The sequence below is a fragment of the Micromonospora sp. NPDC005257 genome, from assembly GCF_042872445.1.
GTDB lineage: Bacteria > Actinomycetota > Actinomycetes > Mycobacteriales > Micromonosporaceae > Micromonospora.
On the sequence record NZ_JBIAKL010000007.1, the window covers coordinates 18,620 to 35,584 of the forward strand.

22 protein-coding genes and 1 pseudogene are annotated in these 16,965 nt (G+C 71.5%); 14 read left to right on the plus strand and 9 right to left on the minus strand.

The window, feature by feature from the left end:
- Positions 1-140 precede the first annotated feature (140 nt).
- From ACFYO8_RS16225 to ACFYO8_RS16235, 3 genes are read left to right on the plus strand one after another with little or no spacing between them, the layout of a single operon-like run.
- The gene (locus ACFYO8_RS16225; protein ID WP_387188712.1) at positions 141-1,229 is read left to right on the plus strand and encodes a 3-deoxy-7-phosphoheptulonate synthase; all 1,089 of its coding nucleotides are present in this window, start codon (positions 141-143) and stop codon (positions 1,227-1,229) included.
- 40 nt (positions 1,230-1,269) lie between these two features.
- Positions 1,270-1,503, plus strand: a complete 234-nt coding sequence (locus ACFYO8_RS16230) for a hypothetical protein (protein WP_387188710.1) — start codon at positions 1,270-1,272, stop codon at positions 1,501-1,503.
- A gap of 25 nt (positions 1,504-1,528) precedes the next feature.
- Positions 1,529-1,738: a hypothetical protein gene (locus tag ACFYO8_RS16235; RefSeq protein WP_354871007.1), complete on the plus strand. Its 210-nt coding sequence runs from the start codon at positions 1,529-1,531 to the stop codon at positions 1,736-1,738.
- 62 nt (positions 1,739-1,800) lie between these two features.
- On the opposite strand, the gene ACFYO8_RS16240 is transcribed toward ACFYO8_RS16235, so the two are convergent.
- From ACFYO8_RS16240 to ACFYO8_RS16250, 3 genes are read right to left on the minus strand one after another with little or no spacing between them, the layout of a single operon-like run.
- Positions 1,801-2,343, minus strand: coding sequence for a DUF1360 domain-containing protein (locus ACFYO8_RS16240; protein WP_354871009.1), 543 nt, complete (start codon positions 2,341-2,343; stop codon positions 1,801-1,803).
- 33 nt (positions 2,344-2,376) lie between these two features.
- Complete coding sequence (locus tag ACFYO8_RS16245) at positions 2,377-2,694, minus strand: hypothetical protein (RefSeq protein WP_120573496.1); 318 nt, start codon at positions 2,692-2,694, stop codon at positions 2,377-2,379.
- A complete protein-coding gene (locus ACFYO8_RS16250; RefSeq protein WP_354871012.1) occupies positions 2,694-2,987 on the minus strand; it encodes a DUF6158 family protein in 294 nt (97 codons plus the stop codon). The genes ACFYO8_RS16245 and ACFYO8_RS16250 overlap by 1 nt, the downstream gene beginning before the upstream one ends.
- 124 nt (positions 2,988-3,111) lie before the next feature.
- On the opposite strand from ACFYO8_RS16250, the gene ACFYO8_RS16255 reads away from it, so the two are divergent.
- Together ACFYO8_RS16255 and ACFYO8_RS16260 are read left to right on the plus strand one after the other, a co-directional pair.
- Positions 3,112-3,564, plus strand: a complete 453-nt coding sequence (locus ACFYO8_RS16255; RefSeq protein ID WP_354871014.1) for a hypothetical protein — start codon at positions 3,112-3,114, stop codon at positions 3,562-3,564.
- Positions 3,565-3,589: 25 nt separating this feature from the next.
- Complete coding sequence (locus ACFYO8_RS16260; protein WP_354871016.1) at positions 3,590-3,919, plus strand: DUF3817 domain-containing protein; 330 nt, start codon at positions 3,590-3,592, stop codon at positions 3,917-3,919.
- A gap of 7 nt (positions 3,920-3,926) precedes the next feature.
- Here ACFYO8_RS16260 and ACFYO8_RS16265 read toward each other — a convergent pair whose 3' ends face one another.
- Positions 3,927-4,445 (minus strand): DUF6232 family protein, encoded by a 519-nt coding sequence (locus tag ACFYO8_RS16265; protein ID WP_354871019.1) that lies wholly within the window; start codon positions 4,443-4,445, stop codon positions 3,927-3,929.
- A 415-nt stretch (positions 4,446-4,860) separates the two neighbouring features.
- On the opposite strand from ACFYO8_RS16265, the gene ACFYO8_RS16270 reads away from it, so the two are divergent.
- Positions 4,861-5,826: an NlpC/P60 family protein gene (locus tag ACFYO8_RS16270; protein WP_354871021.1), complete on the plus strand. Its 966-nt coding sequence runs from the start codon at positions 4,861-4,863 to the stop codon at positions 5,824-5,826.
- A gap of 70 nt (positions 5,827-5,896) precedes the next feature.
- Here the strand turns inward: ACFYO8_RS16270 and ACFYO8_RS16275 are convergent, their stop codons facing one another.
- The 3 genes from ACFYO8_RS16275 to ACFYO8_RS16285 all read right to left on the minus strand — a co-directional run bounded on the left by ACFYO8_RS16275 (position 5,897) and on the right by ACFYO8_RS16285 (position 9,215).
- The gene (locus ACFYO8_RS16275; RefSeq protein WP_354871276.1) at positions 5,897-6,886 is read right to left on the minus strand and encodes a sigma-70 family RNA polymerase sigma factor; all 990 of its coding nucleotides are present in this window, start codon (positions 6,884-6,886) and stop codon (positions 5,897-5,899) included.
- Positions 6,887-7,356: 470 nt separating this feature from the next.
- A complete protein-coding gene (locus tag ACFYO8_RS16280) occupies positions 7,357-8,304 on the minus strand; it encodes an N-acetylmuramic acid 6-phosphate etherase (protein ID WP_354871024.1) in 948 nt (315 codons plus the stop codon).
- Entirely contained in the window at positions 8,301-9,215 is a 915-nt protein-coding gene (locus ACFYO8_RS16285; protein ID WP_354871027.1) for a MurR/RpiR family transcriptional regulator, read from the minus strand. The genes ACFYO8_RS16280 and ACFYO8_RS16285 overlap by 4 nt, the downstream gene beginning before the upstream one ends.
- Positions 9,216-9,476: 261 nt before the next feature.
- On the opposite strand from ACFYO8_RS16285, the gene ACFYO8_RS16290 reads away from it, so the two are divergent.
- Positions 9,477-10,154 (plus strand): SDR family NAD(P)-dependent oxidoreductase, encoded by a 678-nt coding sequence (locus ACFYO8_RS16290; protein ID WP_354871030.1) that lies wholly within the window; start codon positions 9,477-9,479, stop codon positions 10,152-10,154.
- Here ACFYO8_RS16290 and ACFYO8_RS16295 read toward each other — a convergent pair.
- Positions 10,139-10,888, minus strand: a complete 750-nt coding sequence (locus ACFYO8_RS16295) for a dTMP kinase (protein WP_354871032.1) — start codon at positions 10,886-10,888, stop codon at positions 10,139-10,141. The two genes, ACFYO8_RS16290 and ACFYO8_RS16295, sit on opposite strands and share 16 nt — an antisense overlap.
- Positions 10,889-11,034: 146 nt before the next feature.
- Between ACFYO8_RS16295 and ACFYO8_RS16300 the strand changes: the two genes are divergently transcribed.
- The 5 genes and pseudogenes from ACFYO8_RS16300 (at position 11,035) to ACFYO8_RS16320 (ending at position 13,452) form a co-directional block, all read left to right on the plus strand.
- The gene (locus tag ACFYO8_RS16300) at positions 11,035-11,616 is read left to right on the plus strand and encodes a nucleotidyltransferase (RefSeq protein ID WP_354871034.1); all 582 of its coding nucleotides are present in this window, start codon (positions 11,035-11,037) and stop codon (positions 11,614-11,616) included.
- 56 nt (positions 11,617-11,672) lie between these two features.
- A complete protein-coding gene (locus ACFYO8_RS16305) occupies positions 11,673-11,882 on the plus strand; it encodes a hypothetical protein (protein ID WP_354871279.1) in 210 nt (69 codons plus the stop codon).
- A 10-nt stretch (positions 11,883-11,892) separates the two neighbouring features.
- Positions 11,893-12,673: pseudogene (locus ACFYO8_RS16310) on the plus strand (metallophosphoesterase).
- Entirely contained in the window at positions 12,664-12,810 is a 147-nt protein-coding gene (locus ACFYO8_RS16315) for a GPGG-motif small membrane protein (protein WP_013288160.1), read from the plus strand. Before ACFYO8_RS16310 ends, ACFYO8_RS16315 begins: the two are co-directional and overlap by 10 nt.
- A gap of 144 nt (positions 12,811-12,954) precedes the next feature.
- Positions 12,955-13,452, plus strand: coding sequence for a TspO/MBR family protein (locus tag ACFYO8_RS16320; protein WP_354871036.1), 498 nt, complete (start codon positions 12,955-12,957; stop codon positions 13,450-13,452).
- A 43-nt stretch (positions 13,453-13,495) separates the two neighbouring features.
- Here ACFYO8_RS16320 and ACFYO8_RS16325 read toward each other — a convergent pair whose 3' ends face one another.
- Positions 13,496-14,272, minus strand: a complete 777-nt coding sequence (locus ACFYO8_RS16325) for a peptidoglycan DD-metalloendopeptidase family protein (RefSeq protein WP_354871039.1) — start codon at positions 14,270-14,272, stop codon at positions 13,496-13,498.
- Between the two features lie 235 nt (positions 14,273-14,507).
- On the opposite strand from ACFYO8_RS16325, the gene ACFYO8_RS16330 reads away from it, so the two are divergent.
- Together ACFYO8_RS16330 and ACFYO8_RS16335 are read left to right on the plus strand one after the other, a co-directional pair.
- The gene (locus tag ACFYO8_RS16330; RefSeq protein WP_354871042.1) at positions 14,508-15,848 is read left to right on the plus strand and encodes an ABC transporter substrate-binding protein; all 1,341 of its coding nucleotides are present in this window, start codon (positions 14,508-14,510) and stop codon (positions 15,846-15,848) included.
- Positions 15,849-15,918: 70 nt separating this feature from the next.
- Complete coding sequence (locus ACFYO8_RS16335; protein ID WP_354871045.1) at positions 15,919-16,965, plus strand: sugar ABC transporter permease; 1,047 nt, start codon at positions 15,919-15,921, stop codon at positions 16,963-16,965.

The following is a 16,965-nucleotide window of genomic DNA, read 5'->3' on the forward strand; positions in this document are numbered from 1 at the left end:
CGGTGACTCGACCATGAGCTGACGTCACTTCCTCTTCGAGCCGGCCGGGCAGGGATCGTTTCCTTGCCTTTCGCACGCGAGCAGCCGGCTCGATCCCCGGGCGCCGGCACGGGGGCACGGTCGGCGGAAGGATCCCCACCGTGGCCACCCCCCAGGACGCCCATCCGATCATCGACCAGCGCATCGACCGTGTGGTGCCGCTGACCACCCCGGCCCTGCTGCACCACCACCTGCCGCTCGACACCCCGCTGGCCGAGACCGTCGTGGCGGGCCGGCGGGCCGTCGCCCGGGTGCTGGACCGCGCCGACGACCGGTTGCTCGTCGTCGTGGGCCCCTGCTCCGTGCACGACCCGGCCGCCGCCCTGGAGTACGCGGGCCGGCTGCGCGAGGCCGCCACGCGGGTCGCCGACGACCTGCTCGTGGTCATGCGTGTGTACTTCGAGAAGCCCCGTTCGACGGTGGGCTGGAAGGGCCTGATCAACGACCCGGCGCTGGACGGCTCCGGCGACGTGAACACCGGCCTGCGTACCGCGCGGGCGCTCCTGCTCGACGTGCTGCGACTGGGCCTGCCGGTGGGCTGCGAGTTCCTCGACCCGATCACCCCGCAGTACATCGCGGACACGGTGGCGTGGGGCGCGATCGGCGCGCGGACCGTGGAGAGCCAGGTGCACCGGCAGCTCGCCTCCGGGCTGTCCATGCCGATCGGCATGAAGAACCGGCCGGACGGCAGCATCGCCACCGCCGTGGACGCGATCCGCGCCGCCGGTGTGCCGCACGTGTTCCCCGGCATCGACGTCTCCGGCACCCCGGCGATCATGCACACCCGGGGCAACGCGGACGGCCACCTGGTGCTGCGCGGCGGGGGCGGGCGGCCGAACTACGACGCGGAGTCGGTGGCCGGGGCGCTGGAACTGCTGCGCGCCGCGGGCCTGCCGGAGCGGGTGGTGGTCGACGCCAGCCACGCCAACAGCGGCAAGGACCACCGCAACCAGCCGCTCGTCGCCGCCGACGTGGCCGCCCAGCTCGCCGCCGGCCAGCGCGGGATCGCCGGGATCATGCTGGAGAGCTTCCTGGTCCCCGGCCGGCAGGACCTGGACCCGACCCGGGAGCTGGCGTACGGCCAGTCGGTCACCGACGCCTGCATCGGCTGGGACACCACGGCCGAGGTCCTGGAGCACCTGGCCCGGGCCGTCCGGGCCCGCCGCGCCACGCTTCCGGCGCGGGCCTGAGCGGGGTTGGGGCGAGTTTGACCGGTTCGGGGTCGGGTAGGTGGTCGGCGTGACCGATGACGCGCCCGTGACCGAGCAGCCCGACACCCGGCCGCTCGACGACTTGCTCGACGACGTCTACCACGGCCAGGAGCGGATCACCCAGGCGGACATCTACCGCCGGGCGGTGGCCGCCGAACTCCCCGCGGAACTGCTCACCCGGATCGCCGCCCTCCCCGAGGGCGAGTACGCGGCGGACGAAGCGGCCGATCTGCTGGGCGGCACGGTCGCCTGAGCCCCCGCCGACGAGAGGACGCGACATGACCGACCGCAACCCCGACCACGAGCACCTGGCGGCGCTCGGCCAGCCCCCGGAGGGCGTCGACACACTGCCCGAGCCGGACTTCGCCAACGAGCACGACCGCACCGCCGTGGACCGGGAGATCGTCACCGGGGAGGACGAGGACGAGCGGGAGCCGGAGGCGTCGCGCGGCTGGGCCGGCGAGGACCACGGCACCACCCCCACCTGACGGGTGGGAGGCACGGAAAGGGGGCCGGCGCCCGCGCGCCGGCCCCCTTTCGTGTCCGCTTCTCACTCCTGGTGGTGGCAACCACCCTCGGCCGCCTGCTGGGCCACCGCGTACCCCATCTGAAGGAAGTCGGAGGCGGCCACCGCGGTCAGCGCGGTGGCGACCAGCCGGGTCAGCCGGGGTGCCAGCACCAGTCCGCCGGTCAGCCCGGTGGCCACCCAGACCGCGAGGCAGAAGGGGCAGCTCACCAGCTCGCCGAGCGCGTGCCGGGTCGGGCTGCCCTCGTCGCGGACCTGCTCCATCACCTCGCCGCTGCCGATCGGGTGGTCGTAACGGGTGAACGGCGCCCGCAGCGGGCTGGTGATCGCGTCCTTGGACAGCAGCCGGCTGAGCTTGTGCGTGGCGATCGAGAGCAGCACCACGTCCGCGGGCGTGGGCCGCTCGGGCACCGGTCGGCCGGTCGCCCGGACCAGGCCGACGAGCCCGGCGGTCACCCCGGCGTACGTGCCCATCGCCTTGAGATAGCCCTCCAGCGGCCGATGCTCGTGCGGCGCGTACGCCTGGCGCAGGCGCGCCACCTTCTGCTTCAGGCCACTCCCGGTCAACCCGGCCTCCTCGTACTAGTCGTGCGGCCGTGCTCAGCCGGCGGTCAGGTTGTCGGCCACCTCGCGGTCGAGGTTGGCCAGGATCTCGTCGGCCAGGTCGTGGTCCGGCCCGGCCAGGTCCAGCCGTACCCGGGCACCGCCCGCGTCGGCCGGCTCCACGTCGATCTCGGCGGACCAGTCCGCGGCGCTCCACCGGGCCCGCATGTCGTCGGCGTCGACGACCTCCACCCGGCAGGCGCCGGAGCTGCGCAACCGCTCGGGCAGCCAGGCCGAGGAGCGGTCCGGATCGGTCGCGGTGTTGAACACCACCTCCGGCGGCGCGGACATGCCGCGCTCGGCGTGGCTGGCCATCAGGCGTCCCGCAGCCGGCTCGGGTCGACCTCCCGGCCGGGGTGCCGGGCCAGGTACTCCGTCTCCAGTTCGGCGGTGCGCCGCAGGTGGTTGGCGAGTGCAGAGTCGGTGGCGTGCCGCAGCGTGTCCAGCCGGGTCCGGTGCAGGCTCTGCATCTCCCGGACCAGGTCGTCGTCGCCCAGCTCCGCCGGGTCCACCCCGAGCTGCTCGCCGTCGACGGTGCGGGCGTGGTCGCCGTCCCACTCCGCGACCCGCTGTTCCGGGCTCGCGTCCCGGCGTACCGATTCGGTCATGGTCGCCCCCTCGTCTCGTTCGGGTTGGCAACTAAACGGATGCCCAGCGGGCGTGTCACCAAACCACCGCCCGGACTACGACGCCGTGTCGGAGACAACCGGCGGCCCCGGTACTCTCGTTGGCATGAATCGGCTCTGGACACCGGCGTGGATCGTCCGCCACGTGGCCATGGTCGTGCTCGTGGTGGCTTTCCTCGCGCTGGGCTGGTGGCAGGTCACCCGCGCCGCCGGGGGGAACGCGCTCAGCTTCGGTTACGCGATCGAATGGCCGGTGTTCGCCGCCTTCGTGGTCTTCGTCTGGTGGCGTGAGGTGCGTCAGACGCTGCGCGCCGCCGACCCGGCGTCGGACGATCCGGCGCCGTCGGACGGCCCCGCGCCGTCGGATGACCGCCCGCCGTCGGTGACCGCCGGCGCCGTACCGGTCGGCGCCCCGGCGGTACGCCGGCCGGTGCGCGTCGTGCGGGTGCCGGCCGCTCCGGCCGACGGGGCGGACGACGCCGAGCTGGCCGCGTACAACCGCTACCTATCCTGGTTGAACGCCAATCCGGGCGCCCGGCCCGGCGACTATCCCGGCTGAGGCCGGTGCGGAAGGACGGACGACGGTGGGCGGAGCCTTTACCCGGTACCGCGTGATCGCCTGGATCGTGGGCGTGGCGCTCGTGGTGCTGGTCCTGATCGGCATGCCGCTGAAGTACGGCTTCGACAACCCGAGCGTGGTGGCCGTGGTCGGCGTGGCGCACGGCTGGCTGTACATGCTCTATCTGGCGCTCACGTTCGACCTGTCCCGCCGGGCGGACTGGCCGCTGAAGCGGATGCTGCTGGTGATGCTCGCCGGCACCGTGCCGTTCGTCTCGTTCTACGCCGAGCGCCGGGTGAGCCACTGGGTGGCTGCCGAGAGCCGGTCGCGTATCCCGGAGCCGGTCGCGGGCTGACCGCGGCTCATCGAGCCGGCCGCCACGGCTCGGCCGACGGCGGATCGGCCCAGCCGCCCGGCCGCGACGCCTCCCGGGCCCGCGCCAGCGCGCGGGCGACCTGACCGAACTGCCGCTCGTCGTCGCTGCTGAACAGCAGCACCTCGGTGCCGCCCACCCGGCCCCACAGCTCGTGCGCCGGGGGCCGCACGCGGTCGCCGACCAGCACGAGCAGCAGCGGCACCAGCCCGACCGCGCCGAGCACGAGGTACGCACCGGCGGTGAGCCGGTGCAGGCCGCCGGTGAACCCCAGCAGCAGGCCGACCGCGGCGATCATCGCGGCGGAGACGGCGACGGCCCGGACGGCGAGCCGGTCGTGCGGCCCGCGGTCGGTCCGGAGCTGGGTGATCCCGGCCACCGGCCAGGTGTTGCGGCCGACGGTGAAGCGCTCGGCGGTGACGACGATGCCCGGCCGGGCGTAGAGCAGCCTGGGGGCGGCCGGTCGAGGCGAGCGGGTCGGCTGGGTGGCGGAGCGGTCGGTCTGCACGGCGGCCTCCCGGGAGCAGGGATCCCGTGGTGGGATTTCCCGTCCGGGCTTCATTGTGGTGGCCTTGCGCCACCTGACCTCGGGTTTCGGCGCTCGCGCGACCCACCGGCCCGGCCATGCCAGCCGGAAACAGAGAATGATTTCCGTCTTTGTCACGACTTTGCCCGCCGTTGCCTGGCTACATCCGCCCAGAACGACGAATCGGGCGAGTCGCCTCATCCACCCGCCGACTCCCTCTCGTCACTTTCCGCCACTTTGCCAACTTTCGCCCCTGCTTGAACTCCCGGTTACTGCGATCACGGGTTAGGTTGTCCAGGTCGGCCCGGTCGACAGCCATCCACCCGGATGGCCCCGGGCCGGTGTCGCCGGGCCGCTGTACGTGCCAGGCGACCGGTGGGAGAGGAGCTTTCCGCTCTTGTCGTCCTTACGGATGCTGCTCCGCTCGCTGGCGGTGGCCGGCCTCTCGGCCGCACTGCTCGCCCCGGCGCAGGTGGCCCGGGCCGAGCCCACCCCCACCGAGCTGACGAAGCAGATCGAGAAGTCCTCGACTGAGCTGGAGCGAATCGTCGAGTCCTACAACAAGCTCAACGAGGACATCAAGGCCAACAAGGCCACCGCGGCCAAGTTGGAGGCCCGGATCGGGCCGTTGCAGGACCAGGCCGAACGCAGCCGCGCCGACGTGGGCGTACTGGCCGCGACGGCGTACAAGACCGGTGGCATGCGCACCGCGGCGGCCCTACTGGACCCGGGTGGCCAGGCCACACTGCCGGAGCGGCTGGGCACGCTCGATCAGCTCACCCGCCAGCGGCAGCGCACCATCAACAGCTTCACCGCCGACCAGCAGCGGCTGATCGACCAGAAGACCCGGCTGGACGCCACGCTCGCCCGGGAGGCCGCGCAGGCCAAGCAGCTCAAGTCCGCCAAGACGCGGATCGAGGCGGACCTGTCCGGCCTCTACGAGATGCGGCGCAAGGCGTACGGGCGGGCCACCGAGGCGCCCGCCAAGCCGAGTTCGGCGGGCAAGCCGCCGGCCGTCTCCGGTGCCGCCGGCACCGCGGTGCGCTACGCCTACGGCGCGGTCGGCAAGCCCTACGGCTACGCCCAGGACGGCCCCGGCAGCTACGACTGCTCCGGTCTGACGCTCGCCGCGTGGCGGGCGGCCGGGAAGTCGCTGCCGCACAGCGCGGCGCGGCAGTGGAGCGCCACCACCCGGATCAGTCGCAGCGAGCTGCAACCGGGTGACCTGGTGTTCTACTCCGGGCTCGGGCACGTGGCGCTGTACGTCGGCAACGGCCAGATCATCGACGCGCCGAGCGCCGGACGCAACGTCAGCAAGCGCGGTATGAACATCATGTCGATCGCCGGCTACGGCCGGGTCTGAGCACGACAGACGGCGAACGGCCGGCGTCCCCCTGTCGGACGCCGGCCGTTCGCCGTTAATTGTTACCAGGTCAGGCCGCCTGGAGCCCCTCCGCGCGAGCCAGCTCACGCAGCCGGCCGAGAGCCTGGATCTCCAGCTGGCGGATGCGCTCGCGGGACAGCGAGAACCGCGACGCGACCTCGGTCAGCGAGTGCTCACGCCCGTCCTCCAGGCCGTACCGGGCCCGCATGATGCCCGCGGAGCGGTCGTCGAGGTGGTTGAGCAGACCCTCGATCCGCTGCCGCTCCAGGCCGGTCAGCACGATCTCCTCGGGCGACGGCGCGTCGCTGTCGGCGACCAGGTCACCGAGCTTGGTGTCGCCGTCGTCACCGACCGGGGTGTCCAGCGAGACGGTGTCCTGCGACCAGCGGACCAGCTCGTTTACCCGCTCGACGGTCACGCCGAGCGCGGTCGCGATCTGCTCCGGCTCCGGGTCGCCGCCCAGCTCACGGGTGAGCTGCCGGGCCACGTTGCGCATCCGGTTGACGTCCTCGACCAGGTGCACGGGCAGCCGTACGGTCCGCTCCTGCTGGGCGATCGCCCGGCTGATCGCCTGACGGATCCACCAGGTCGCGTAGGTGGAGAACTTGAAGCCGCGCTCGTAGTCGAACTTCTCGACCGCCCGGACCAGGCCGGTGTTGCCCTCCTGGATCAGGTCCAGCATGGGCATGCCGGAGCGCACGTAGCGCCGGGCGATCGACACGACCAGTCGCAGGTTCGCGCGGATGAACAGGTCCTTCGCGCGCTCGCCCTCGATGACCAGCCGTTCCAGGTCCTCCCGGTCGGCGCCGTCGGGGATGCGCCCCTCGTCGAGCAGGTGCTCGGCGTAGAGGCCCGCCTCGATCGCCTTGGAGAGGTCGACCTCCCGGGCGGCGTCGAGCAGCGGCGTCCGGGAGATCTCGTGCAGGTAGACGCCGACCAGGTCCCGCTCCTCGGCGACCTCGTCGGTACGCATGCCGATGTTCTTGTCCACGATTGCCACGGTCCCCTCGCTCGCGCCGGTTGCCCGGTTCCTTGCCATCCCCACGTTCATCAGCCCTCCCCGCAGCCTCCGCTGTGCCCGTAGGTGCTGACACCTACACAACAGATGCGACGTGTCGGGGATTCCATGTCGTGAGTCGAAACTGTCACGAATGCCTGAGTAGTAGCTGAGAGCCCGGTCCATGTTTCCTGTTACCGGCCCGGTTCCGGCGTTCCCGGCCGCCGATTTCGACGCATACCGGAGCTGCGGAATCACCGTTTGCCCATGGAATGGCACCATTGCCTCTTCCATGAACACAGCGAGCCGCGTCACCGGGTCGTTGCGATCCTGCTCACTGCGAGATACGCGCCTGCGGGCCGGCCGGTTCAGCCATGCTCAAGGATTACCCTCCGCCTCGTTGAACAATCCGTACCGGAGGAGTCGTCCCCTCCCTGCACGTGATACGCCTCGCACCCGCCGGGCGGATGCACCGGCGGGTGGAATCGGGCGGGCGGGAGGGGCCGGGACGGTCAGGAGGCGAGCAGGGCGAGCGCGTCGCGTACCTGGTGGGCGGAGCGGGCCAGCGCGGCCCGGGCGGCCGGCACCTCGGCGCCGGACACCAGCGCGACGAGCGCTGTCTTGAGGTCGCCGTCGGCCTCCCGCAGGGCGACCTGGCACACCTCCTCGGCGCAGCCGGTGGCCTCCATGAGAATCGAGATCATGCGGCCACGGAGTTTGGCGTTCGTGGCCACCATGTCGATCATCAGGTTCGAGTAGACCCGGCCCAGACGCACCATCACGGCCGTGGAGAACGTGTTGAGCACCAGCTTCTGCGCCGTGCCCGCCTTCATCCGGGTCGACCCGGTGACCACCTCCGGCCCGGTGTCCACCCCGATGAAGACGTCCACCGACGCGGCGGCCGCGGCCTCCGGGTTCGCGCAGAGCAGCACCGTACCGGCCCCCTGGGCCTGGGACGCGGCGAGCGCCCCGAGGACGTACGGGGTGCGCCCGCTGGCCGCCAGGCCCACCACGAGGTCACCGGGGCGTACGCACTCGGCGGCCTCGGCGGCGCCGGCGCGCTCGTCGTCCTCGGCGTCCTCGACCGCGTGCCACATCGCGTCCGGGCCACCGGCCAGGTGCGAGCAGAACCAGTGCCGCGGCGAGTTGAACGTGGGTGCCAGTTCGGCCGCGTCGAGCACGCCGAGGCGGCCGGAGGTGCCCGCCCCGAAGTAGTGCACGCAGTGGCCGTCGCACAGCGCGGCCACGGCCAGATCGACTGTCTCGGCGATCTCGTCCAGCACCGCGGCGACCGCGGCCGGCACCCGCCGGTCCGCCTCGTTGATCACGGTGAGCACGTCCCGGGTGGACATCAGGTCGAGGTCGACGCTGTGCGGGTTGCGCCGCTCGGTCGGTGCGCCGACACGTACCACCGGCTGGATCGCCGCCACGCCGTCGGGCTCCACCCGGCCCGCCGTCATCCCCGCCTCCGGCTGGGACCGACCCGGTGCGACTTGACCGCTTCGGCGGTGGCCTCCAAGGCCTTCTTGGTCCGGGCCCGGCTGCGGGCGGCCACCCCGACGAAGAGGCAGTCGACCACTGTGAGCTGCGCCAGCCGGCTGGCCGTCGCGCCGGAGCGGTACGTCGTCTCGCGCGCGGCGGTGGTGAGCACGTGGTCGGCGACCTCGGTGATCGGCGAGCGTGGGAAGTTGGTGAGCGCCACGGTGGTGGCCCCGCGTGCCCGCGCCTGCTCCAGCACCTCGATGACGTCGGAGGTGGTGCCGGTGTGCGAGATGCCGACCGCCACGTCGCCCCGGCCCAGCAGGGCGGCGGAGGTGAGCGCGGTGTGCACGTCCGGGAAGTAGAACGCGATGCGGCCGATGCGGTGCAGCTTCTGCTGGAAGTCGGAGGCGACGAAGCCGCTGGCGCCGGCGCCGTAGACGTCGATCCGGCCGGCCGCGCCGATCGCCTCGACCACCTGCTCGCAGACCGCCGGGTCGAGTTGCTCGGCGGTCTCCTCGACGGCCCGGGCGTCGTTGAACGCGATCGTGGCGATGATCTGGGCGAGATCCGCGCCCGGCGGGATGTCGCCGCCGACCACCCGTGCGTCCGGCGGATCGACCCGGCGGGCGGCCTCGGCGGCGAGCCGGATCCGTAACTGGGGGTAGCCGTTCATGCCGACCGAGCGGCAGAAGCGGATCACTGTCGCCTCGGACGTCTCGGCGGCGGTGGCGAGGTCGGTGATCGTGCGTCGGGCCGCGTCCGCCGGATCGGCGACTACCAGCCGGGCCACCCGCTGTTCGGCCGGGGACAGCGAGGGCAGCAGGCCGCTGATGTGGACGATCAGTCCACCGGGCTCGTGACTCGCAGAAATCTTCGGACTCTTCGCCACGGATGAAACTTACTTTCACACGGCGTGAGCGTCAACCATGACACCGCGTATCGGGAAATTTACCGTCTTCCGTGTCCCCTCCGGGCCAAGGATCCCATTCTCCCAGCCCGACCGCCTCATCCGGTCCGGTCGAGTCCCTCCTGCCGCCCGGCGCACCGGTCCCCCGTCGTGCCGCCCGGCCTGTCTGGTCAGCCTCGGCCGGGCAGGCCGGACGGTCCGCACGGGCCACCGGTCGGCCCGACGGTTGGCTAGCGTGTGTCCATGACGCGACGCACGGTGCTGGTGACCGGAGGCACGGGCGGACTCGGCCGCGCGGTCACCGCCACCTTCCTCGACGCCGGCTGGCGGGTGGTCGTACCCCAGCGGGAGCCCGGGACCGACGACGGCCCGGTCCGGGTCGTGGCCGACCTGCTGACCCCGGAGGGGGCCGCGCGTGCGGTCGAGGCCGGGACCGGCGAGCCGGGGGCGCCGCTGCGCGCGGTGGTCAACCTCGTCGGTGGGTACGCCGCCGGCGGGCTGGTGCACGAGACCCCGGTCGAGGACTTCGAGCGGATGCTGCGGCTCAACCTCCGCCCGACGTACCTGGTGACCCACGCGGCGCTGCCGCACCTGGCGGCCTCCGGCGACGGCGCGGTGGTCTGCGTCTCGGCCCGGGCGGCGGTCTCACCGTTCCCCGGCGCCTCCGGTTACGCCACCGCCAAGGCGGCGGTGCGCGCATTCGCCGACACGGTGGCGGTCGAGTACCGGCAGCGTGGCGTGCGGTGCAACACGGTGCTGCCGAGCGTGATCGACACCCCGGCCAACCGCGCCGCCCAGCCCGGCGCCGACCACGGGCGCTGGGTGCCGCCGGCCGAGATCGCCGAGGTCATCCGTTTCCTGGCCTCCCCCGAGTCCGCGCCCACGAGCGGCGCGAGCATCCCGGTCTACGGGCGGGCCTGAACCGGCAGCGGCCCGGCGCGACCGGTGCCGCCGGCCGGGCCGGTGCCGCCGGCCGGACATCGCGGGACGGCCGGCACGGGGCCGGGGCCGGCGGACGGGTCCTCGGGCAGCCACTCGCTCAGGTGCGCCCGGATCCGGCGGGCGACGTCCTCCGGCGGGCCGTTGCCGTCCACCACCACGAAGCCGCCGTACTCGGGTAGCTCCCGGTACGCGGCGTCCGCGGCGGTCAGCCACGCCATGCTCTCGTGGTCGGTGCCGCGCCGCTCGATCCGGCGGTACGCCTCGGCGGGGTCGACGGTGAGCAGGAACGTGACCCGGGGTGCCGGGAAGATCCGGTAGCCGGCCCGGGCCAGCCGCTCCCACCGCTGCCCACCGTGCGCGCGGATGCTGGCGTACTGGCAGGCGGACCACCTGTCCATCACCGCGGTCCGGCCGGTCACCAGGCGACTGAACAGGGCGAGCGCGATGGCCAGCCACCGCAGCACCGACTCGACCGCGAGCAGGCCGTCACGCCCGACGAGCCGCTGCGCGTCCGCGCGGCCCACCCGCTGGGCGAGCCGGCCGAGCCAGCGGCGGCCACCGGCGTTGCGGTGGTAGGTGGCGGGAAGACCGGCGGCGGTGAGCGCCTGGGCCAGCCGGTGGGCCTGGGTGGTCTTGCCCGAGCCGTCGATGCCGATCAGGGCGACGATGCGCGGTCGGGCCCCGCCCCGCCGCGTCCGCAGTGAGCTGGCCACCCTCCCGAGGTTATCCGACCGATGCTCGCTCGGCCGTTCGTCGCTTTGCTGCCCCGGCGCACGGATCGCGCGGCGACAGGTGTGACAGAAGCGTCCTCCGGGTACGCATCGTGGTCCCACCGCCCATGACGACGAGGGAGCCGCAGATGGCCGAGCGCGGGGACGAGACCCTGGTGCACACGTTGAAGAAGGTCGCCGCCGTGCTCAAACAGTCCGAGATCCCGTTCGCGCTCGGCGGCAGCTTCGCGGTGTACGCCCACGGCGGCCACTCCAGCGACCACGACGTGGACTTCCTGCTCCGCGAGGCGGACATCGAGCGGGCGCTGGAGGTGCTCGTCGAGGCCGGCTTCACCGCCGAGCGCCCGCCGGAGGACTGGCTGGTGAAGGTCTACGACGAGGACCGGATGGTGGACCTGATCCACCGGCCGGTGGAGACGCCGGTCACCGAGGAGACGTTCGCCGACACCATCGTGCGCCCGGTCGACGCGATCCACATGCCGGTGCTCTCGGCCAGCCAGCTCATGGTGCACAAGCTGCTGAGCTTCTCCCAGCACTACTGCGACTTCGCCCGCGCCCTGCCGCTGGCCCGCTCACTGCGGGAACAGATCGACTGGGAACGGGTACGGAAGGAGACGCAGCACTCGCCGTACGCGGAGGCGTTCCTGGTGCTGCTGGACCGGCTGGACGTGCTGCCCGGCGGCACGCCCGGCGGAAGGGAGACCCTGTGACCGGACAGTCCGGCGATGTTCCCCCCGACGAGTACGTCGAGGCGGAGATCCAGAGCATGCTGGCCGAGGACCCGACCGTGGCCGAACAGGGCATCACGGTGGTGCGGCGGGAGAACGGGCTGGTGCTCTACGGCGAGGTGGAGAGCCCGCACCGGCGGGAGGAGATCCTGCGGCGGGTGGCCGAGCGCTTCCCGGACACGCCCGTGACCGGCGACATCGGGGTGATCCGCACCCAGGCGCCCACCCAGGTCGAGGAGTTGCCGTGAGGGAGGTTCGATGGTGATCCGGATCGCCGCCGTGGGCGACGTGCATCTGGACGAGGACGTGGTGGGCCGGTTCCGCCCCGCGCTGGAGGAGCTGCCCGGCCGCGCCGACGCGCTGCTGCTCGCCGGTGACCTGACCCGGCACGGCACCGAGGCCGAGGCGCGGTGCGTGGCCCAGGAGTTCGGCGGCCTCGGCGTACCGGTGATCACCGTGCTCGGCAACCACGACCACCAGTGCGACGAGGTGCCGCAGGTGGTGAAGGTGCTGGAGGACGCCGGGATCACCGTGCTGGAGGGCACCGGCACCGTGGTGGACACCCCCGGCGGACGGCTCGGGGTGGCCGGCGTGAAGGGGTTCGGCGGCGGGTTCGCCGGGCGCTGCGCCAGCGACTTCGGCGAGCCGGAGATGAAGGCGTTCGTGCGCACCACACGGGAGGCCGCCGACGCGCTCGCCGACGCGTTGCTCTCGCTGGAGTGCGACGCGCTCGTCGCGCTCACCCACTACTCCCCCGTGCCGGACACGCTCGCCGGCGAGCCGCTGGAAATCTATCCGTTCCTCGGCTGCTACCAGCTCGGCCAGGCGATCGACTCCGCCCCCACCGCGCTGGCGCTGCACGGGCACGCCCACCACGGCACCGAGCGCGGCACCACGCCGGGCGGGGTCCGGGTCCGCAACGTGGCGCACCCGGTGATCAAACAGGCGTACAGCGTCTACCACCTGGGCGGTGATCAGCTCGACTGAACGCGAGGTTTCCGGGATCGGGCGCCCGGGTATTCAGCCGACATGGAGCTGATTCTCTGGATTCTCGCAGTCGTACTGGTGGTCGCCGGAATTCTTGCCCTGTTCCGTCGGCAGATCCTCTGGGGCATCGTCCTCATCGTCGTCGGCCTGTTGGTCGGCCCGGGTGGCGTCAGCATCTTCAACACGTAACCGAGGTTCACGTACCCGCCGGGGTCGCCGGGCCCGGGTGTTCCGTCCTGCGGGACCGGAACGTCCGGGCCGGGTGACCCCGGCCTTTTCGCGTCCGGCGGCAGTGCCGCGTTTGCCGGGCCGCCGAGCGGAAACATCTCGACGATGGAGATGTCGCGAAGTGTCGCCCGGCGCACCACCGGAGCCCGCAGATGGTGGGCGCTGCTCGGCTTCGGCGCCGCCACGTTCGCCGCCGCCGCGATCGGCGGGCTGGGGGTCCAGGGCACCTCCGCCGAGTACCAGAGCCTGGAGCAGCCCGCGTGGGCGCCGCCGTCGTGGCTGTTCGGCCCGGTCTGGACCGTGCTCTACGCGCTCATCGCGATCGCCGGCTGGCTGGTCTGGCGCCGGGCCGGTTTCGGCCCCCCGATCTGGGCCTGGGTCGTGCAGCTCGTGCTCAACGCGATCTGGAGCCCGCTGTTCTTCGGCGCCGGGGCGTACGGGCTGGCGTTCGCCGAGATCGTGCTGATGTGGCTGGCGATCGGCGTGACGGTGGCCCTGTTCCGGCGCGTCTCCCGGCCGGCCACGCTGCTGATGCTGCCGTACTGGGCCTGGGTGACGTTCGCGTCCGCGCTGAACTTCGCGGTGTGGCGGCTGAACTCGTGACCGGTCCGGGCGCGGGGGCCGCCGGCCCCCGCGCCCGCCGGGTTCAGCAGCGGGGTACGCCGGGGATGTAGCCGTCGTAGCCGGTGTAGACGTAGGCGTCGGAGATGAACCGGCCGGAGCCGATCCGGTCCCAGATCGTGCTGGTCCCGTAGGTGCCGCTGACGCTGGTGCCGTTGGTCTGGCACTGGATGGTCACCGTCGCCCCGTCGGCCACGGTGCCGACCGAGCTGTAACCGGTGCCCGGCCCGGACCGGACCGTCAACGGTGAGCCCGCGGTGTTCACAGTGCCCTCGCCGGTGTCCGCCCCGTCGCAGCCGTTGCCGCTGGTGTAGGTCTTGGCGCCCCAGTAGAGAGCCTGGACCCCGCCGAACTTGATCTTGATATCGCTGCCGTTGAGGCGCTGCTCGTAGTGCAGGTGCGGACCGCTGGAGTTGCCGGTCGAGCCGACGTAGCCGATCACCTTGCCGTAGCCGACGGTCTGCCCGACCGACACGTTGAAGCCGCTCAGGTGCGCGTAGTAGGTGGTGTAGCCGCCACCGTGGTTGATCCGGACGTACCTGCCGTAGCTGGCGCCGCCGAGGTTGGTCACCACGTCGACGGTGCCGGGCGCGCTGGCGACCACCGGGTCTCCCTCGTCGTTGGTCCGGTTGAAGTCGATCGCGTTGGCCGGGCTGTGATCGGACCGGGTCTTACCGGTCCAGGACTGGCCGCACGGGAACGGGACCTTGAACGTCGGTGCGGCCATCGCCGGCGCGGCCGGCACGAGAGTCGCCGCCAGGACCGCCACGCTCGCCCCGAGGGCGAGCCATCGCTTCCGCATCCACTGCCTCCCATGTTGAAAGTCTTCAATACGATGGGGACATCGTGACAGAAAGTTCCGTTCCGGGGAAGATTCGTGGGAGCGCACCCACCGCGGCGGCCAGGGTTTCTGGATTGTTACCGGGCCGTGTCCGATCAGGGGTGGACCCGACACGATGCAAGCGCTTACATATGAGGACGACATCGGACCGGCGCGGGTTCGATACCTCCACGCGCCGGCAAGGAAGGAGATCGGCATGGCGTTTGCCAGATCGCGCCAGACGCTCGCGGTTGCCGGCGTCCTGGGGCTGGCGCTCGGCGTCGCCGCCTGTGGCACCGGCGACGACAAGAAGAGCGACAAGGCCGGATCGGCCGAGTGCGCCGCATACGAGAAGTACGAGGGCCACGACGGCAAGAAGGTCACGATCTACTCCTCGATCCGTGACATCGAGGACGAGCGCCTCCAGCAGTCCTGGAAGGAGTTCGAGGACTGCACCGGCATCGAGATCGACCACGAGGGCTCCGGCGAGTTCGAGGCCCAGCTTCCCGTCCGGGTGGACGGCGGCAACGCCCCGGACCTCGCCTTCATCCCGCAGCCGGGCCTGCTGAAGCGCTTCGTCGACTCGGGCAAGCTCAAGCCGGTCGGCGCCGACACCAAGGCGATGGCCGAGCAGAACTACTCCCCCGACTGGCTGAAGTACAGCACCGTCAACGGCCAGCTCTACGGCGCCCCGCTCGGCTCCAACGTGAAGTCCTTCGTGTGGTACTCGCCGAAGACCTTCAAGGAGAAGGGCTGGACCGTCCCCACCACGTGGGACGACCTGATCAAGCTCTCCGACCAGATCGCGGCGAGCGGCACCAAGCCGTGGTGCGCCGGCATCGAGTCCGGTGACGCCACCGGCTGGCCGGCCACCGACTGGATCGAGGACGTGCTGCTGCGCACCGGCGGCCCGGACGTCTACGACAAGTGGACCACCCACGAGATCCCGTTCAACGACCCGCAGGTCGCCGACGCGCTCAACCGGGCCGGCACCATCCTGAAGAACGAGAAGTACATGAACGGCGGCTTCGGCGGCGTCAAGAGCGTCGCCACGACCTCGTTCCAGGAGGGCGGCACGCCGATCACCGCCGGCAAGTGCGCGCTGCACCGCCAGGCCTCCTTCTACGCCAACCAGTGGCCTAAGGGCACCAAGGTGGCCGAGGACGGCGACGTCTTCGCGTTCTACTTCCCGGCCATCGACCCGTCGAAGGGCAAGCCGGTGCTGGGCGGCGGCGAGTTCGTCGGCGCGTTCGCCGACCGTCCCGAGGTCCAGGCGGTGCAGACCTACCTGGCCTCCGGCGAGTACGCCAACAGCCGCGCCAAGATCGGTGACTGGGTGTCCGCGAACAAGAAGCTGGACATCAACAACGTCCCGAACCCGGTGGACAAGCTCTCCGTGGGCATCCTCCAGGACGAGAAGACGGTCTTCCGCTTCGACGGCTCGGACCTGATGCCGGCCGCCGTCGGTGCCGGCACCTTCTGGAAGGGCATGGTGGCCTGGATCAACGGCAAGGACACCACCTCCGTCCTGAACGACATCGAGGGTAGCTGGAAGTGATCTAGCAGGTGGTCCGGTCCGCATCGCGGGCCGGACCACCTCTGCTAGCCGAACCCTTGAGGGAGGGTCGATGGAGTTCGACTTCGCGGCGGAGCAGCCGAAGTTCCTCATGCTGATGTATGGGTTGATCGCCTTCGTCGCGGTGGTGGGCGGCCTGCTCCTGCTCCTCGACGTGGTGCCGTCGTTCTTCGCCCGGCGCCGGGAGGCACGGCTGGTCGCCGTCTCGGCGAGCGGTGCGCCGATGCCTCGGCCGCGCAAGCGGGGCGAAGGCTCGTTCGCGTTCTTCTTCCTGCTGCCGACGCTGCTGCTGCTCGGCGTCGGGCTGGTGGTCCCGGCCGTCCGCACCACGCTGCTCTCCTTCATGGACTCCAGCGGCAACGACTGGGTGGGCCTGGACAACTACCGCTGGATGTTCGCCGAGGACTCGATCGTCCGGGTCCTGATCAACACACTGATCTGGGTGCTGCTGGTGCCGCTGGTGGCCACCGCGTTCGGCCTGATCTACGCGGTCCTGGTGGACAAGGCCCGGTTCGAGGCGGTCGCCAAGTCCCTGATCTTCCTGCCGATGGCGATCTCGTTCGTCGGCGCATCGATCATCTGGAAGTTCGTCTACGCCTACCGGGGCGAGGGCGACCAGATCGGCCTGCTCAACCAGATCGTGGTCAGCCTGGGCGGGGAGCCGAAGCAGTGGCTGCTGGACTCGCCGCTCAACACGTTCCTGCTCATCGTGATCATGGTGTGGATCCAGGCCGGCTTCGCGATGGTGGTGCTCTCCGCGGCGATCAAGGCCATCCCGGCCGACATCGTCGAGGCGGCCCGGCTGGACGGCACCACCCCGTGGCAGATGTTCTGGCGGATCACCATCCCGAGCATCCGGCCGGCGCTGATCGTGGTGGTGGTGACGATCTCCATCGCCACGCTCAAGGTCTTCGACATCGTCCGGACCGCCACCAACGGCAACTACGACACGAACGTCATCGCGACCGAGATGTACAACCAGGCGTTCCGCTACCAGGAGAACGGTCAGGGCTCGGCGCTGGCGGTGTTCCTGTTCGTGCTGGTGATCCCGATCGTGATCTACCAGATCCGCAACCTGCGCAAGCAGCGGGAGGGCTGA

What these genes read in the sequence shown, in the direction of transcription:
- ACFYO8_RS16325 (WP_354871039.1), bottom strand. Translation starts at nt 14,272, where the DNA reads ATGCGGAAGCGATGGCTCGCCCTCGGGGCGAGCGTGGCGGTCCTGGCG.
- ACFYO8_RS16290 (WP_354871030.1), top strand. Translation starts at nt 9,477, where the DNA reads ATGACGCGACGCACGGTGCTGGTGACCGGAGGCACGGGCGGACTCGGC.
- ACFYO8_RS16280 (WP_354871024.1), bottom strand. Translation starts at nt 8,304, where the DNA reads ATGACGGCGGGCCGGGTGGAGCCCGACGGCGTGGCGGCGATCCAGCCG.
- ACFYO8_RS16335 (WP_354871045.1), top strand. Translation starts at nt 15,919, where the DNA reads ATGGAGTTCGACTTCGCGGCGGAGCAGCCGAAGTTCCTCATGCTGATG.
- ACFYO8_RS16245 (WP_120573496.1), bottom strand. Translation starts at nt 2,694, where the DNA reads ATGGCCAGCCACGCCGAGCGCGGCATGTCCGCGCCGCCGGAGGTGGTG.
- ACFYO8_RS16305 (WP_354871279.1), top strand. Translation starts at nt 11,673, where the DNA reads ATGCTGGCCGAGGACCCGACCGTGGCCGAACAGGGCATCACGGTGGTG.
- ACFYO8_RS16300 (WP_354871034.1), top strand. Translation starts at nt 11,035, where the DNA reads ATGGCCGAGCGCGGGGACGAGACCCTGGTGCACACGTTGAAGAAGGTC.
- ACFYO8_RS16315 (WP_013288160.1), top strand. Translation starts at nt 12,664, where the DNA reads ATGGAGCTGATTCTCTGGATTCTCGCAGTCGTACTGGTGGTCGCCGGA.
- ACFYO8_RS16320 (WP_354871036.1), top strand. Translation starts at nt 12,955, where the DNA reads ATGGAGATGTCGCGAAGTGTCGCCCGGCGCACCACCGGAGCCCGCAGA.
- ACFYO8_RS16250 (WP_354871012.1), bottom strand. Translation starts at nt 2,987, where the DNA reads ATGACCGAATCGGTACGCCGGGACGCGAGCCCGGAACAGCGGGTCGCG.
- ACFYO8_RS16275 (WP_354871276.1), bottom strand. Translation starts at nt 6,886, where the DNA reads ATGGCAAGGAACCGGGCAACCGGCGCGAGCGAGGGGACCGTGGCAATC.
- ACFYO8_RS16330 (WP_354871042.1), top strand. Translation starts at nt 14,508, where the DNA reads ATGGCGTTTGCCAGATCGCGCCAGACGCTCGCGGTTGCCGGCGTCCTG.
- ACFYO8_RS16255 (WP_354871014.1), top strand. Translation starts at nt 3,112, where the DNA reads ATGAATCGGCTCTGGACACCGGCGTGGATCGTCCGCCACGTGGCCATG.
- ACFYO8_RS16235 (WP_354871007.1), top strand. Translation starts at nt 1,529, where the DNA reads ATGACCGACCGCAACCCCGACCACGAGCACCTGGCGGCGCTCGGCCAG.